Raw genomic sequence first — 15,151 nt, forward strand, 5'->3', positions numbered from 1 at the left:
CCGGGCGCCAGCCCCCGTTACGGAGCGGGGGCCGGGGCTCGCTCGTCGATGATGTTGAACTCGGTCCGGCGGTTCTCCGCGCGGCCCGCCTTCGTCGCGTTGGACGCGATGGGCCGCGTCTCTCCGAAGCCCACCGCCTCCAGCCTGCCCGGATCGATGCCCAGCTTGATGAGCTGCGCCATCACCGAGTCCGCGCGCTTCTGGGACAGCTTCAGGTTGGCGGTGTCGTTGCCCACCGTGTCCGTGTGGCCCTCGATGCGCACCTTCTTGATGGACGGCGTGTCCTTCAGCACCTGCGCCACGTCCGCCAGGACGGCGAGGCTGTCCTTGCCGATGATCTTCGCCGAGCCCGTGCCGAACCGGATCTGCTTCTTGATCTGGATCTTGTCCTTGGTGACCTCGACGTTCTTGTACTTCTTGGCGCAGCCCTTCTCCTCCGGGACACCGGGCTGCTCGGGGCAGGCGTCCAGCCGGTCGACGATGCCGTCGCGATCCTTGTCGCTGTCGGGGCAGCCGTTGTTCTCCGCCGGGCCGGAGTCGGCCGGGCACTTGTCGAGCCGGTCGTTGATGCCGTCCTTGTCCAGGTCGGTGTCGGGGCAGCCGCCGTTCTCGGCCGGGCCCTTGTCGGTCGGGCACTTGTCCTGGCCATCCGGCAGGCCGTCACTGTCGTTGTCGAGATCCGGGCAGCCGTCGGTGTCCTCGAAGCCGTCCTTGTCCTCGGGCTCGTCCGGGCACTTGTCCTGCGGATCGTTGATGCCGTCGCCGTCCTTGTCGACGATGGGGCAGCCCAGGTTCTGCATGGGGCCCGCCTCGTTCAGGCACTTGTCCGCGCCGTCGACGATGCCGTCGTTGTCGTTGTCCAGCTCGGGGCAGCCGTCGTCGTCCTGGAAGCCGTCGCGGTCCTCGGCCTGATCCGGGCACTTGTCCTGCTTGTCGACGATGCCGTCGTTGTCCCGATCCTTCGGCGCCTCCTCCGGGCAACCAGCATTGTCCTTCAAGCCGGGGATGAGCGGGCACTTGTCGTCCCCGTCCAGCACACCGTCCTTGTCGTTGTCCGGCTCGGGGCAGCCGTCGCGATCCTCGAAGTTGTCAATGTCCTCGGGCCGGTCCTGGCAGGGATCGTCCTTGTCGAGGATGCCGTCACCGTCGGTGTCCGTCTCCTCGATGCGCACCACCACCTGCTGCTGCTGGGGCTGAGGCTGGGGCTGCTGCGGCTGAGGCTGCTGCGGCTGATCCGGCTTCTCGCGCACCACCACCCGCTGCGGGCCGCAGCTCTTGGACAGCTCCAGGGCCCGCTTGATGGCGGTCTCCGCGGAGCGGATGTGCTCGGAGGCACGGAAGCTGCTGCCCTGGCTCAGCTCGCCCCGGGCGAAGTCCAGGTTGGCCTCCGCCGTGGCCAGCTCCACCGGGGCGCAGCGCAGGGCTCCACTGCGGCGGGCGCGCTCCACGTCCGCCTGGATGACCTCGGAGTCGGCGCGGATCTTCGAGCCGCTGACACAGGCGGAGCAGGCCAGGAGCAGCGCAGTGACGAGGAATCGCTTCATCGGAGGGCGCTCTCGCTTCACGGGTTGGGGCGGCCGTCGGTCGAGGTGGGCTCGGCGCCGGCGGTGGCCATGGCCTTCTCACGGGCCTCGTTGGCGTACTTGGAGGCCTTCACGGCGAAGTCCACGCCGGCCTGGTAGTCCGAGTAGCCCACCTCCTCGCGCGCCTTGTAGATGTAGAGGTTGGCGGCGGTCCACTCGTAGGGGGCCAGCTTCTCGGCTCCCGCGGTGCGCGCCGCCTGGATCTGCACCTCGGCGTCGAGGATGTTCGCGGTCGAGCGCACCGGGCCACACCCGGTGAGGGCGCCCACCACTGCCACCAGTACCGTCAGCTGCTTCATGGACAGGCCTTGAGGTGAGAGGCTGGAAGACGAATGTTCAGGTCGTATCAATCGTGTCCAGGGGGGTCAAGAATCGGGCACATCCAGCGGGCGACCAGGCCTGGAGGCCAGGGTTTTGACAGGCTGGCACGGGCCTTGTCATCGTCCGACACCGTGCGCATGCCCTCCCGTTCCATTGGCCTGGCCGTCCTCCTGCTCGCCTCCCTGGCGTTGGCGGGGCCTCGCTCCACCCAGAAGCGGATCAGCGCCCGCGCCCAGGTGGACGAGCAGGTGGAGCAGCTGATGCGGGGCGCCTCGGTGCCCAGCACCGTCTCGCGCCTGCGCTACATTGGCGAACGCGAGTACGCGGCCGGGCAGCTCCACTCGCTCCTGAGCAAGGTGCTGGAGGATCGCACCCGCCGTAACATCGTCGCCGTCCTGGCCGGGCTGGAGGTGCGCAACGCCGAGTCCGCGCTGGCGCGCCTGGCGGGAGATGAAGACAGCACGGTGCGCATGTACGCCGCGCAGGGCCTGGGGAAGCTGCGAAGCCGCCAGGTGGCGGTGCTGATGCCGCTCTTGGAGGACAAGAGCCTGGGGGTGCGCAAGGAGGCGGCCAAGGCGCTGGGAGCCTCGGGCAACCCCGCCATGAGCAAGGTGCTGCTCGCCGCCCTGAAGAAGGAGACGGAGCTGGAGGTGCGCGCCGAGATGCTCGTGGCGGCCGGACGCGCCGGAGACTCCAAGCAGGCCCCGGCCCTCAAGGGCTTCCTCACCAGCGACTCGGAGAGCACCCGCTTCGCCGCGGCCAAGGGGCTGTGCCTGATGGGCTCCGAGGACGGCTTCGCCTTCGCCAACAAGCTGCTCGCCTCGGAGGACAAGTACGTGCGCCGCCAGGGGCTGGAGCTCTACGAGGGCGTGCCCGCGAAGAAGGCCTCGCCCGTGCTCTCGCCGCTGCTCAAGGACGCCGATCGCACGCTGGCCGCGGGCGCCGCGCGCCTGATGTACCAGGGCGGGGACAAGAAGATGCTGGAGTGGCTCGTGCTGTCCTCCTGGGAGGCCAAGGGCGAGGAGAAGTTCGCCTACGAGAAGGAGCTGGAGACGCTGCAGCTGGCCGATGATCAGCGCAAGGCCATCCTCCGCAAGGCAGGCGTGGTGAAATGATCGGGCTCGCCGTCGCGCTCACTTCGACGCTGATCCTCGCGCAGCCTCCCACCGCTCCCAACCCCGGGGGCTGGGCGGCCCTGACGCCCGAGCAGCGCGCCACCCTGCTCGAGGCGGCCAGGCCCGGCGCGCCGCTCGACCGGCGCCTGCTGGACGTCAGCGCGCGCTTCCTCGGCACGCCCTACGTGGCCTCGCCGCTCGGCGAGGGCAGCGGGGTGGATCCGGATCCCACCTTTCGCATGGACGCCGTGGACTGTCTCACCTTCGTGGAGGAGACGCTGGCGCTCAGCCTGGCGCGCGAGGACGGCGAGGTGCCCACGCTGCTCGAGCGCATCCGCTACGCGAGCACCCCCGTGTACGAGGATCGCAACCACCTCATGGAGGCGCAGTGGTTGCCCAACAACCTGCGCAAGGGCTTCCTCGAGGACGTGACGCGCCGCTACGGCGGGGAGGACACCGTCCAGGTGCGCAAGGTGCTCACCGCGCGCACGTGGACGTCCCGCTCCTCGCAGGAGCTGAAGCTGCCCAAGGAGCGGCAGCCCACGGGGACGTTCTCGCTCGACATCATCCCCCTGGAGCGGGTGATGGCGCACGCGCGCAAGGTGCGCTCCGGCACCATCCTGGTCGTCGTCCGGGATGATCTGCCGCTCAAGGCCACCCGCATCACCCACCTGGGCTTCGTGGTGCAGAAGGGCAAGCGGACGTGGCTGCGGCACGCGGCGCGCAGCGGCTACCTGCGCGTGGTGGACGAGGACCTGGAGACGTTCCTCGCCCGCAACGCGCGGTACACGAAGTGGAAGGTGACGGGGGTGAGCCTCTTCGAGGCCCACCTGCCCGAGGAGGCAGGCGAGCGAGCAGTCGTCCGCTCGCCCTGAGGCCTGGGGCTCAGGTGTGTGGGCTGGCGGCGTTGGCCGCTTCGGTCTCCAGCTCCTCTTCCTCGGCGGCCCGGGCGGCCTCGTCGGAGGTGGCGTCCAGCTGGGCCTTCTCCCGGGCGAGCAGCTCGGTGGCCCTCTGTACGTGCTCCTCGGGCACGAGGATCTCCCACCAGGGCATGGGGTTTCCCGTCGTCAGCACGTCCACCGTGCCTCCTCGGCGCGGCCGGGAGAAGACGGGGATGTGTTCAGACTCCAACATCCGGACGTAGTCCTCGGCGGTGAGCGGATCCTCGGCGGTGCCCACGCGGATGAACTCCCGGGTGTCCCGCTCGTGCGGCAGGGGCAGGCCCCGCTCGCGCATGGTCGCCGCGTCCACCAGCTGGCTCCCGGGACAGTCGGCGCACTCCGTCACCTTGTCCTGGTACTCCGAGCCGCACTCCACGCAGTATTTCATTGCTCCCTCCCTACCCTGAATACTGGGGCCTGTGCTCGAAGTTAGCACGGGGGGATCAGTGGCGCGCTGACTCCCCGAGACTTTCCACGGCAGCCGACAGTCGGTCCACGTCGATGGGCTTGCGCAGCACCACGTCGCAGTGCTCGGAGCCCTCCACCTGCGCGTAGCCGGAGACGAGGATGACGCGGGCCTCGGGCGACAGCTCCTTCACCCGCTGGGCGAGGGCGGTGCCGCACAGGCCAGGCAGGGACTCATCGGTGACGACGACGTCGGGATGATCCGCCTCGAAGGCGGCCAGGCCCGACAGCCCATCGCCCGCGGTGCGGACCTCGAAGTCGATCTCGAGGATCTCCGCCAGCAGCTCCCGGCTGTCGCCATCGTCCTCGACGAGCAACACCTTGATGCGGTCCGTGCCAGTGCCCATGCCTCTGAGCAACCCGCGTCACCGCGTGAAACGTCCTCCGCCGGAGGGGGGCTCTCCACCCTGGTTGGAAGGCGAGCAAGGGAGCAGGGAATGACCCCCTCACCAGCCGGCGCGAGGCTGCCCATCTTCAGGGCCGGAGGTGATGCCATGAAGGTGTTGATGCGAGGCGTGCACCTGTCCCTGACGGACGGGCTGAAGGCTTATGTCGAGGAGCACCTGGTGGGCCACATCGAGAAGCTGTGTGACGACCAGGAGGCGTCGGAGATCGACATCTCGCTGGTGGACATCAACGGCCCCAAGGGCGGCATTGACAAGGAGTGCCGTGTGACGGTGCGGCTGCCGGGCTTGTCGGCCATCCACGTCACGGAGACGGCCGAGACGCTGCATCAGGCCATTGATGCATCGCGCGATCGGATGGAGAACGCCCTGAAGCGGACGCTGGAGCGGCGGCGCGACATGTCGAACCAGGGGCTGCCGCAGGACGTGGCCTCGGACGCGTCCACCTACTAGGGGAGCGAGAGGGCAGGGGCTCGGGCATCCAGGCCGTTGGCCGGACGCCCGAGCCCGAGGGAGGAGCCATCCTCGATTCTTGCTGGCCCGGAGCGGTGAACGCTATAAGCGGGAGCCTCTCTCCACAGGGCCAAAGGACGGCGATGGTTCGCGTCAAGTTCCTCATTTTCGCACTCCTGGCCGTCGGGCTGGGGCTGGCTCACCTTCCCCTCCTGTCGAAGCCGCTGGGGGCGCGCGCCATCGAGGACGCGCAGGCCCAGGCCGCCGCGGGCACCGCCGAGGTGGTGCGCACGCTGGAGGCGCGCAGGGGCATTGCCCGCGCCGTGGCGCTGAGGCTGGCCACGAGCGTGGAACTGGCCACCGCCGCGCAGCAGCTGAGCGCCGCGGAGGTGCCGAACGCGGAGGGCTTCGCCGCGGTGCGTGCCGCCGCCGAGGCCGCGCTGCCCAAGGACCTGACGGGCGTGGTGGTCGGCGTGGTGACGCAGGGTGGCGCCTGGTACGCGCACCCGGGAGAGGAGCCCTCGGCGGACGCCGCGGCGCTGGACCTGAGGGCGCTCACGCAGGCGGACGCTCCCACGGTGGTGGACGCCTTCGGTGCTCCACACGCCTTCGCCTCCGTGCCGCTGGTGTGGCGCTTCGTGCGGATTCCGGGCGCCGAGAAGCTGGAGACGCAGCTGGGCGCGACGCTGGTGGTGGGCGTGCCGCTGCTGCCGGAAGGCGCGCTGGACAATGCCGTGAAGGCCTCGGGGACGGCCGCGCTCGGGCTGGTGAAGGATGACGCGCTGGTGTCCAGCGGCGGCGCCGAGAAGGAGCTGCTCGAGAAGTCTCGCGGCACGCTCAAGGCCGGCCAGCAGGCCGTGGCCGTGCGCAGCGGCCACGTGGCGCTGCTGGGCCCCGCGAAGCTGCCGCTGCTCACCACTGGCAAGGACTACCTGGGCGGCCAGGCGCCGCTCGTGGTGGGCACCCGCCGCGCGCTGGAGGGCACGCCCTATGAGGTGGTGGCCCTGGCCCCGACGAGGCTGATGGAGACGCTGGCGGCGTATCAGCGCAACGCGCTCATCGGCGTGGCGGGGCTGCTCGGCCTGAGCCTGGTGTGGACGGCGCTGATGGGCTCTGGCAAGCGCAAGGCGGACGCGGCCTCCGAGGGCTCGGGCGACACGCTCGGGCTGGGCCATGCGATGGCGAGCATGCCCGCGCCGCAGGCCGCGGCTCCGGAGTCCCAGCCCTACGCCGCTCCGCCCGCCGAGCCCCCGCCGGCCACCCATCCGGGCCTGGAGCTGACGGGCGCCGCGCCCGTGGCCCCGGCCGGTGGCGACTTCCCGTTCGCTTCGCCTCCCTCGGCGCATGACGCGCCAGCGGCCGCGGCGCCTGGCTCGGGGGCCTTCGCGTTTCCGCCGCCGCCCCAGGCCCAGCCGCAGGCGTATGACGCGCAGGCCGCCGATCCGTTCGCGCCGCAGGCCGCCAATCCCTACGGTGCTCCGCCGGCGGATCCCTTCGCGGAGCAGCCCTATGGCGCCGCGCCGATGCCGTTCGACGCCGAGCCGCAGCCGGCTCCGCCCCAGCCCGCGGGCGCGGGGGTGGCCACGGCGGCGCCTCGGGCGGGCGCCTTCCACTTCGAGGAGCTGCCCACGGCGGCCTACTCGCTCCAGCAGGCGGCCGATCCGTACGCCGCCGCGGCCGCGATGGACAGCCCGGAGACGACGCGCGTGGCCGCCATTCCGCGCGAGCTGCTCCAGGCCGCCGCTCGTCCGACGACCCAGGAGCTTCCGGTGCCCGCGCCGTTCGTCGCGACTCCGCCGCCCGCTCCGGCCGTGGCACCCGTGCCCTGGAACGACCCGTCGCAGCAGGCCGTCCCGCTGCCGGGCGCGGCCTACCAGCAGTTCCTGGGCAACACTGGCGATGCGTTCTCCGAGGAGGAGTTCCACTTCCAGGAAGTGTTCCGGGAGTTCGTCCTCACGCGCGAGCGGTGCCTGGAGCCGTCCGACGGCCTGACCTACGACAAGTTCGTGCAGAAGCTGCGCAAGAACAAGGAGCAGCTCGTCCAGAAGTACGCGTGCCGGACGGTGAAGTTCCAGGTCTACGTGAAGGAGGGCAAGGCCGCCCTCAAGGCCACGCCCGTCAAGGACTGAGTCCGTCAGCGACGAGGCCGCGGGCCGGAAGACGGGCCTCGTGCCATCTCAGGGCTCAGGCCGTGCCGTCGAAGCACTCGAGCGCGCTCGCGAACTCCTGATGCCGATGGGCCAGGTCGGCCAGGTGCTCACGGAACGCTCGGGTCTGGTCCTCTGGCTTCATCATCAGCACGACGAGGTATTCGGTGGTGTCCAGCACGGCTGCGACATCACTGCTCCTGCCTTCAGAGGCCTGGCTCCGCGCCAGAACCAGCACCCTGTGGAGGGCGGAGAGGGCGTGCGTGTGCTTGTCGGCTGCGATCATGTCTCGGTTCTCTCCCGCGCTCGATTCAGAGGGCGCGCGGCAGCACCACGCTGAAGCGCGCGCCTTCGCCCGGCTCGCCGCCCACCTCCAGCTTGCCGCCGTGCTCCTGGAGGATGCGGGCGGCGATGGCGAGCCCCAGCCCCGTGCCGCCCTCCTTGGTGGTGAAGTAGGGCTCGAAGATGCGAGCCCGGTGCTCGGGAGGAATGCCAGGGCCGGTGTCCTCCACCTCCACGATGGCGTCCGTCTCCGTGCCCTTCACGCGCACGCGCACGGAGCCGCCCTTGCCCTTCATGGCCTCCTCCGCGTTCTTCACCAGGTTCACCAGCACCTGGGTGAGCTGATCGCGATCCGCGCGCGCCACCACGCCCGTCTGGAGCGTGGGCAGCAGGGTGATGCCCTCCGGAGGCGTGGCGTAGAGGGACAGGACGTTCTGGGCCAGCTCCCCCAGGTCCACCGGGGCCAGCTGCGGCTTGGGCAGCCGGGCGAACCGGCTGAACTCGTCGACGATGCGCCGCAGCCTGTCCACCTCCTCCAGCACCACCGCGGCGCTGTCGCGGAAGAGCGTGGGGAAGCGCGCGTCCTGGGCGCTCTGCGCGGCCAGCAGCGTCTCCAGTGACATCTGGATGGGCGTGAGCGGGTTCTTGATCTCGTGCGCCAACCGCCGTGCCACCTCCTGCCATGCGGCGATGCGCTCGCTGGCCATCAGCCGCTCGGTGGTGGAGCGCAGCTCGGACGTCATGTGGTTGAAGGCGCGCACCAGCTCCTCCACCTCGCCGCTCGCCTGGGCCGTCACCTGCACGTCCCGCGCTCCCTCGGCTACCCGGCGGGCGCCCTCGGTGAGCGCCTCCACGGGCCGGGTGATGCGGCGGGCCATCAGCAGGCCCAGCAGCACCGCGAAGGCCAGTCCGAAGGCCGCCAGGAGGAGGAACGCGCCCGTGACGCCTCGTTCCGCCTCCAGCACCGCCGCGCGGCTGAAGGTGAGCCGCACCTCGGCCGCGTTGCCCAGCGGGATGACACGCTCCACCGTGGGTGCCGGTACGTTGCCTGCCTGCGCCACCACCGTCTCCCCCGAGCGCAGGGAGACCTGGGCCTGGGTGATGCGCGCCAGGTGCTGGGCCAGCCCCTCGTCCAGCAGCACCCCGCCCACCGCCCACAGCCGCAGGTCGTCCACCGGGCGCGCGACGACGAGCGCGGGCACGTCTCGCAGCCCCTCGACGCTCCGCACGCTCACGCGCACGGGGACGGGCTTGGAGGCGTTCTGCTGGGTGACGGCGAAGAGGTTCGGATCCGGGTCTCCGCGCCGCGCGGGCAGGTGACCCGAGGACAGCGTGGTGCCCTGTCCATCGAAGAGGCTGAGCACCGTGAGGCCCCGGCTCTTCATCAGCCCCGCGGCGGTGTCGGCCTGGATGGCGCGGGTGGGCGCCTCTCGAGCGTCACGGGCCAGATCCTCCATGGCCGTGCTCTCCACCAGCTCCTCCACCGCGCGCTGGGCCCGCTCGGCGGAGCGCTCCAGCGCTTCCTGGGCGGAGGTGGTGGCTCCCTCCATTCGGGCGTCGAGCTCGCGCGAGAGGGTGGCGCGCAGGCGGTTGAGCGTCAGGGGCACCACCACCGCCAGCGGCACCAGCGCCAGCAGGGCGAAGGCGAGCGCGAGCCGGGTCCTCAGTCGCATGGAACGCTCCTCACCTTTGTGTCGCGGCGGGTGACGGCTCGGCGGGCTGGAGGTACACGCCGTCGAGCACCGGCAGTCCCTGCGCGTCCAACACGAGCCCGCCCAGCTCCGGAGCCGTGCGCACGCCCAGCCCCTGCGCGTAGAGGGGCAGGATGGGCACCGATGGGGCGAGCGCCACCGCCCGCTCGCGGGCCCGGGCATCTCGCGCCGTCGCGTCCGCCACGGAGCCGATGAGGGGCAGCTCCACGCCGAGCAGATCCTTGCGGCCGCCCGCGTCCAGCACCACGGCCAGCGCCGGGCCGGGCACCGGCGGCAGCAGCAGGGACTGGAGCATCAGATCGAAGTCGCCCTTGGCCCAGCGCGAGCGGAGGATGTTGCGAGGCTGCGGCTCCAGGGCGACCTTGTAGCCGCGGTCGTGGAGCTTCACCTGGATGCGCTCGGCCACCGCGCGCTGGTCCTCGTTGGTGGCGTCGTAGAGCAGCGTCACCGTCCTGCCGCCGCTCGAGGGCGGGGCGGCCGGGCGGGGCCTGGGCGCCTGGGACAGCAGCGCGGGCGGCAGCAGGTGCGGCATGGGCACGGCCGGAGCGCGGACGAAGAGGCGGGTGAGATCCTCGCGGTCGATGGCGCTCTCGAAGGCCTGGCGGAAGTCCGCCGGCACGCGGCGCGGCGAGAAGGTGAGGAAGGTGGCGTAGAGCGGCGGGCTCGTGAGGACGCCCGGCTCGGGGCGCACGCCCAGCGCCAGCTGCACCTCTCGCGCGCCCCACATCCGCGCGAGGCCCCGCTCATCCGTCGCGGTGAGCACGAGGCGATCCAGGTAGGGCCGGCCCTCCGGGTACCCGAGCCGAGCCTCCAGCCGTCCCGGCGTGGCGGTGGCGGCGAACGGGCCCAGCGAGGGGGCAACCGTCGTGAGCGGCAGGGCGAGCGCGGGGTGGCACAGCGCGCGCTCCATGTCCGGCCAGGGGAAGGAGAGCGGCAGCTCCACGATGGCGCCGCTGGAGGACAGCTGGCGGGCCTCTCCCTGGACGGGGAAGAGGAGCGCTCGGTACGGGGTGGGCGCCTCGGGGCCGGAGATCCGCGTCCACGCGCGAGCCAGCGTGGAGGCCAGCGCGAGCGAGGGCAGGGTGAGGCGCACCGTCTGGGCCATGGGCCGGGAGACGTCGCGGGCGATGCCCAGGTGAGGCGCCCCGCTCGTGTCGAGCCGGCACACGGGACGCGACTGCAGGCCGAAGAGCGTGGCGCGCACCGGCGAGTCCGCGAGGGTCGGATCGCCGAGCGGCTCGGTGGAGCCCGTGTGGGCCACCCGCAGCTCGCCCCCGTAGGGCAGGCGGCCGGCCGCGAGCCCGGGCGTGGCGCCGAGCAGGAGGAGGCAGGTGAGAGCGTGGCGGAGCGTCATGGCGCACCCTGGCGCATGAGGAAGACTTCACCGGAGCCGTCCGGGTGCCAGAGGCCCACCAGCACCTCGCGCTGCCGGTCTCCGTCCAGGTCCGCGGTGACGACGTGGAGCGCTCGGCCCGGGGGCAGGGCGCTCTGCCAGAGCACGCCGTGGCTCGTGGGATCGTCCCCGGAGAGCGGGTAGACGCGCACCACGTCTGGAACCGGGAAGAGCTGGGACGAGGTGGTGATCAGCTCCGGCGTCCCGTCCCCATCGAGATCTCCGAGCGCGCTGCCGGCTCCGATCCCCGGGATGCGGATGGCCGGCGCGGTGGCTCGCGGGTAGAGCGAGGCGGAGCCGTCCAGGTGGACGAAGAGCATGCGAGGCGGGACGATGCTCGCGGCGGTGAAGGGCGCGGGGACGGTGAGGATCCGTCCCTCGCCGAGCCGCACCTCCGGAGTGAACGTCGTCTGGCCGGCCGTGAAGGTGCCGCGCTCGCTGGCGCCCAGCGGGGCCGTGTCCAGCGGACCGATGGGACGCAGGGCGCCCTTGACGCGGTCGAGCACGAGCACCTCGCCGTGGGAGTAGCGCGCGGACCAGGCCGCGAGCCGTGGCGGCTGGGGGATGACGGCCACCATGCCGAAGGGCTCTCGGGGCGGCGAGGGGCTCAAGGGGATGCCGTCCAGCTCCCGCTGCGCCAGCAGGCGCCCGTCGTCGGCGTAGACGGAGACGGCGCGCTCGGTGAGGACGATCACCTCATCCTTGTTGTCGCCATCCAGGTCGCCCGCGGCGAGGGCGGCGGGGGCCTGCTCGAGCCGGACGAGCACCGCGCCCATGAGGCGCACCTGGCGAGGACCGCTCGACACCGCCGTCATCGAGGTGGAGGAGGACGTCAGCGGAGAGAGGGCGGCGAGCGCCAGGGCGCCCGCATCCGCCTCGACGACCTGGGCGAGGGCGGCGGCCGGCGTCGCGGGGCGGGTGGGCGTGCGCCCGGACCAGAAGTTCACCCACGTGCCCAGCACGTCACCGCGGGCGCTCAGCTCGCCGCTCTGCACGGAGACGGTGAGTCGCACGAGCGAGCGCGCGCCCCGGTCCCGGGCGAGGTTCTCGGCGGCCTCGGGAGAAGGGGCATCCAGCACGACGGCGCCCAGCTCCAGGCTGGCGAGCCGCGAGGCCAGCAGCGTCCCGAAGGCGCGCTGCAGCTCGGCGGAGGGGCTGCTCAGGTGCAGGGCGACAGGAGGCTCCGGCTTGAGCGCGCGCACGTCCTCGAGCACGAGCTGGACCAGCCGCTCGACGGAGGGCGGCCCGGCCGGCGAAGGAGCGGCGGGCGTGGTGCCTGCGGGCGCCAGAGCCGTCGTCCCCGCCGGAGCGGCGATGGGCCTCCTGGCCGGAGCCGTGGAGGCGGGGGGCTCGGCGGCCAGGGCGAGCGTGGACAGCAGGAGCGTGGCGAGAGCTCGGCGCACCGTCATCTCCGCTTGCCGTCCTCGAGGAAGAAGTTGCTCGTGTCCACCTGGCCGACAGGTGGCGCCTCGGCGGTGGGCTGGGTGCCCTCGAGGAAGGGCTCGAGCCGGCCGGGCATCGAGTTGCCCGCGAGCAGGCCGGTGGCCGGATCGACGCGCACCTGGACGATGCCGGGCGGCACCTCGAACTCGCGCGCCGGCAGGCCCTGGTGCGCCACGCGCATGAAGTCCAGCCAGATGGGCAGGGCGGCGCGGCCACCCGTCTCGGTGCTGCCCAGCGGGGTGTTGTCGTCGAAGCCCACCCAGGCGCTGGCGACCCAGTCCATGGTGAAGCCGGAGAACCAGGTGTCCTTGGACTCGTTGGTGGTGCCCGTCTTGCCGGCGGCGGGGCGGTTCAGCTCGCGCACCGCGGTGGCCGTGCCCTCCTCCACCACGGCGCGCATCAGCGTGACGGTGAGGTAGGCCACCGCCGGAGGCAGCGTCTCCTCGAAGGCCGGCGCGTGCTCCTCCAGCACCTTGCCCAGCGCCGTCTGCACGCGCAGCAGCGTGAGGGGCTCGGCGTAGCGGCCGTTGGCCTGGAGCGTGGCGTAGGCGTTGACGGCCTCCAGCATCGTCACCTCGCCCGTGCCGAGCGCCAGCGTGAGGTTCTCCGGCATCGTCGAGTGGATGCCCGCGCGGCGCGCATAGTCGATGGCCGCCGCCGGGGTGATGGCCTCGATGAGGCGCACGGAGACGGTGTTCTTGGACTTGGTGAGCGCGGTGCGCAGGGACATGGGGCCCTCGAACTTGCCGTCATAGTTCTTCGGCTTCCACTGCTTGCCGGTGTACTGGTCGCGCACGGCCTCGGGCGCGTCGTTCACCGTGCTCAGCGGCGTGAAGCGCCCGCTGCCCAGGGCCGCGGCGTAGATGAAGGGCTTGAAGGACGAGCCCGGCTGCCGCAGCGCCTGCGTGGCGCGGTTGAAGGGCGAGCGCTCGAAGTCGTAGCCGCCCACCATGGCCACCACGTGGCGGTTGGTGGGGTTGATCACCACCAGGCCGCCCTGCACCAGGGGGATCTGATCGAGCGTGGCCTCCACGGCGGCGGGCGCCGGCAGCGCCTTGAGGACGCGCACGCGCACCAGCTGGCCCGGCGCGAAGACGTCCGCGATGTTCGAGGGAGCGCCCTTGCCCTTCTGGCGGGCCCACTTCACGGTGGGGAAGGCGATCTCCGCGGTGCGGCCGATGAGATCCACCTTGGCGATGCCCTTCTTCTCATCCACCGCGGTGACGTAGCCGGTGAGGCGCAGGCCCTCCTTCAAGGGGCGCAGGCGGATGGAGCCCACCAGGGCCTGCTCGGCAGAGGGAGGCGCCTCGCCCTCGGGGGTGAGCTCGGGCCGCTGCTCCTCGGCGCCCTCCTCCTCCTCCGTGGGCTTGGGCTCCTCGCCCGCCTTCGCCAGCGGGGCGAGGTCCGCCACGTACTCCGCGTCCTTCTGTCGGCGGCCCGCCTCCTCGATGCGGTGGGAGATGAGTCCCTTGTAGCGATTGAAGCGCTCGGCCTCCAGGGTCCCCAGCGGACCGCGGTAGCCCTGGCGGCGATCCACCGCCTCCAGGCCGGTGCGCACCGACTCCTCCGCCACGGCCTGCAGCTTCGGCTGCATGGCGATCTCCACGCGCAGGCCGCCCTCGAGCACCGCCTCCTCGCCGTAGCGCTCGATGAGGGTGCGGCGGATCTCCGCCGCGTAGTATGCGCCCACCGGGGGCGGCGGCCGGGGCGCCAGGACGATGGGCTTGTCCAGCTCCGGCTCCACCTGCTCCTTGGGGAGGAAGCCGTGCTGCATGAGCTGGCCCAGCACGTACCGCTGGCGCGACTTGGCGCGCACCATGTTCGTCTCGGGGTTGATGCGGTGCGGAGACTGCGGAGTGCCCGCGAGCACCGCGGCCTCGCCGATGCTCAGGTCCTTGGCGTGCTTGCCGAAGTAGTAGAGCGCCGCCTCCTCCAGGCCGTAGCGCCGGTTCCCGTAGTAGATCTGGTTGATGTAGAGGTTGAGGATCTGATCCTTGGTGAGCGCCTCCTCCACGCGCGGGGTGAGGATCCACTCGCGGATCTTCCGGCCCAGGCTGCGCTCGGGAGTGAGCAGCAGGTTCTTCACCACCTGCTGGGTGATGGTGGAGGCGCCGGACTTGCGGCTGCCGGGGATGAGGTTCTTGATGGCCGCGCGGGTGATGCCGAAGAAGTCCAGGCCCTCATGCTTGTAGAAGTCCGCGTCCTCGGCGGCGAGGAACGCGTCTCGCACGTGCTTGGGCAGATCCTCGATGCGCACCAGCGTGCGGCGCTCCTTGAAGAACTCGGCGCACAGCGAGCCGTCGCCGCACGTCACCTTCGTCACCTGGGGCGGCTGGTAGTTGCGCAGGGCCTCCACCGACGGCAGCTCCCTGCTGAAGTAGAGGTAGGCGCCCACGCCCGTGGCCACCGCCAGCACCAGGCCCACGGCCCCGACGATGAGCAGCCGCTTCGTCCACTTCCAGATGCGAGCGCCGAGCCCGGGAGGCGAGGGCGGCGTCTGGGCCGGAGGTGGAGCCGCGGGCGGCTCGGGAGGGGTGGGGACTTCGGAAGGGTTGGGCATCGCTCGGGCCGGATTCATGAGGCTCGGTGAGAAGGGGACGCACGTTAGACCGATGTACGGGCAACGGGAACCGTCAGCTCCGCTGCCCGCTCCCAGGCCTCACAGGCCCGAGTCCTCGGAGAGTTGGTTGGCGGTGGGGCAGCAGGGCGGCGGCGCGCGAGCACCTCGGCGGCCCGGGCGTTCTCGTTGGCGCGCAGCCAGGCGAGGCCAGGCCTGCGAGCAAGTGGAGCTTCATGGTGGCCCTCCAAGCCGAAAAGGGCGCCAGTGTGGCCCTTGGGAGGCGCTTTGGGCCTCCCGGCCGCTTCAATGCGACGGCCATGCCAGCTGGAGTT

The 15,151-nt window shown here is 71.7% G+C and carries 13 protein-coding genes; 4 read left to right on the top strand and 9 right to left on the bottom strand.

Annotated features, from left to right (window positions below):
- Positions 1–17: 17 nt before the first annotated feature.
- Both KY572_RS17010 and KY572_RS17015 read right to left on the bottom strand, forming a co-directional pair.
- Positions 18–1,544, bottom strand: a complete 1,527-nt coding sequence (locus tag KY572_RS17010; protein WP_224243741.1) for an OmpA family protein — start codon at positions 1,542–1,544, stop codon at positions 18–20.
- Positions 1,545–1,561: 17 nt separating this feature from the next.
- The gene (locus KY572_RS17015) at positions 1,562–1,882 is read right to left on the bottom strand and encodes a DUF4398 domain-containing protein (protein ID WP_224243743.1); all 321 of its coding nucleotides are present in this window, start codon (positions 1,880–1,882) and stop codon (positions 1,562–1,564) included.
- A 159-nt stretch (positions 1,883–2,041) separates the two neighbouring features.
- Here KY572_RS17015 and KY572_RS17020 point away from each other — a divergent pair, with 159 nt between their 5' ends.
- Together KY572_RS17020 and KY572_RS17025 are read left to right on the top strand one after the other, a co-directional pair.
- Positions 2,042–3,019: a HEAT repeat domain-containing protein gene (locus tag KY572_RS17020; protein WP_224243744.1), complete on the top strand. Its 978-nt coding sequence runs from the start codon at positions 2,042–2,044 to the stop codon at positions 3,017–3,019.
- Positions 3,016–3,894: an N-acetylmuramoyl-L-alanine amidase-like domain-containing protein gene (locus tag KY572_RS17025; RefSeq protein ID WP_224243745.1), complete on the top strand. Its 879-nt coding sequence runs from the start codon at positions 3,016–3,018 to the stop codon at positions 3,892–3,894. Before KY572_RS17020 ends, KY572_RS17025 begins: the two co-directional genes overlap by 4 nt.
- A 10-nt stretch (positions 3,895–3,904) precedes the next feature.
- Here the strand turns inward: KY572_RS17025 and KY572_RS17030 are convergent, their stop codons facing one another.
- Positions 3,905–4,348 carry a putative signal transducing protein gene (locus KY572_RS17030; RefSeq protein ID WP_224243746.1) on the bottom strand — a complete coding sequence of 148 codons (444 nt, stop codon included), beginning with the start codon at positions 4,346–4,348 and terminating at the stop codon, positions 3,905–3,907.
- Positions 4,349–4,403: 55 nt separating this feature from the next.
- Positions 4,404–4,772, bottom strand: a complete 369-nt coding sequence (locus KY572_RS17035) for a response regulator (protein WP_224243748.1) — start codon at positions 4,770–4,772, stop codon at positions 4,404–4,406.
- A 147-nt stretch (positions 4,773–4,919) separates the two neighbouring features.
- Between KY572_RS17035 and KY572_RS17040 the strand changes: the two genes are divergently transcribed.
- The gene (locus tag KY572_RS17040; RefSeq protein WP_224243749.1) at positions 4,920–5,282 is read left to right on the top strand and encodes an HPF/RaiA family ribosome-associated protein; all 363 of its coding nucleotides are present in this window, start codon (positions 4,920–4,922) and stop codon (positions 5,280–5,282) included.
- A gap of 143 nt (positions 5,283–5,425) precedes the next feature.
- Entirely contained in the window at positions 5,426–7,411 is a 1,986-nt protein-coding gene (locus tag KY572_RS17045) for an MXAN_5187 family protein (protein WP_224243750.1), read from the top strand.
- 55 nt (positions 7,412–7,466) lie between these two features.
- Here the strand turns inward: KY572_RS17045 and KY572_RS17050 are convergent, their stop codons facing one another.
- The 5 genes from KY572_RS17050 to KY572_RS17070 all read right to left on the bottom strand — a co-directional run bounded on the left by KY572_RS17050 (position 7,467) and on the right by KY572_RS17070 (position 14,819).
- Positions 7,467–7,715, bottom strand: coding sequence for a hypothetical protein (locus tag KY572_RS17050; RefSeq protein WP_224243751.1), 249 nt, complete (start codon positions 7,713–7,715; stop codon positions 7,467–7,469).
- Positions 7,716–7,740: 25 nt separating this feature from the next.
- Positions 7,741–9,384, bottom strand: a complete 1,644-nt coding sequence (locus KY572_RS17055; protein WP_224243753.1) for a sensor histidine kinase — start codon at positions 9,382–9,384, stop codon at positions 7,741–7,743.
- Positions 9,385–9,394: 10 nt separating this feature from the next.
- On the bottom strand, positions 9,395–10,777 hold the full coding sequence (locus KY572_RS17060) for an ABC transporter substrate-binding protein (protein WP_224243754.1): 1,383 nt from the start codon (positions 10,775–10,777) through the stop codon (positions 9,395–9,397).
- Positions 10,774–12,132, bottom strand: coding sequence for an FG-GAP repeat domain-containing protein (locus KY572_RS17065; RefSeq protein ID WP_407659965.1), 1,359 nt, complete (start codon positions 12,130–12,132; stop codon positions 10,774–10,776). The genes KY572_RS17060 and KY572_RS17065 overlap by 4 nt, the downstream gene beginning before the upstream one ends.
- Positions 12,133–12,221: 89 nt before the next feature.
- Complete coding sequence (locus tag KY572_RS17070) at positions 12,222–14,819, bottom strand: penicillin-binding protein 1A (protein ID WP_407659966.1); 2,598 nt, start codon at positions 14,817–14,819, stop codon at positions 12,222–12,224.
- Positions 14,820–15,151 lie beyond the last annotated feature (332 nt).

The sequence above is a fragment of the Hyalangium gracile genome, from assembly GCF_020103725.1.
In the GTDB taxonomy this organism is placed as follows: domain Bacteria; phylum Myxococcota; class Myxococcia; order Myxococcales; family Myxococcaceae; genus Hyalangium; species Hyalangium gracile.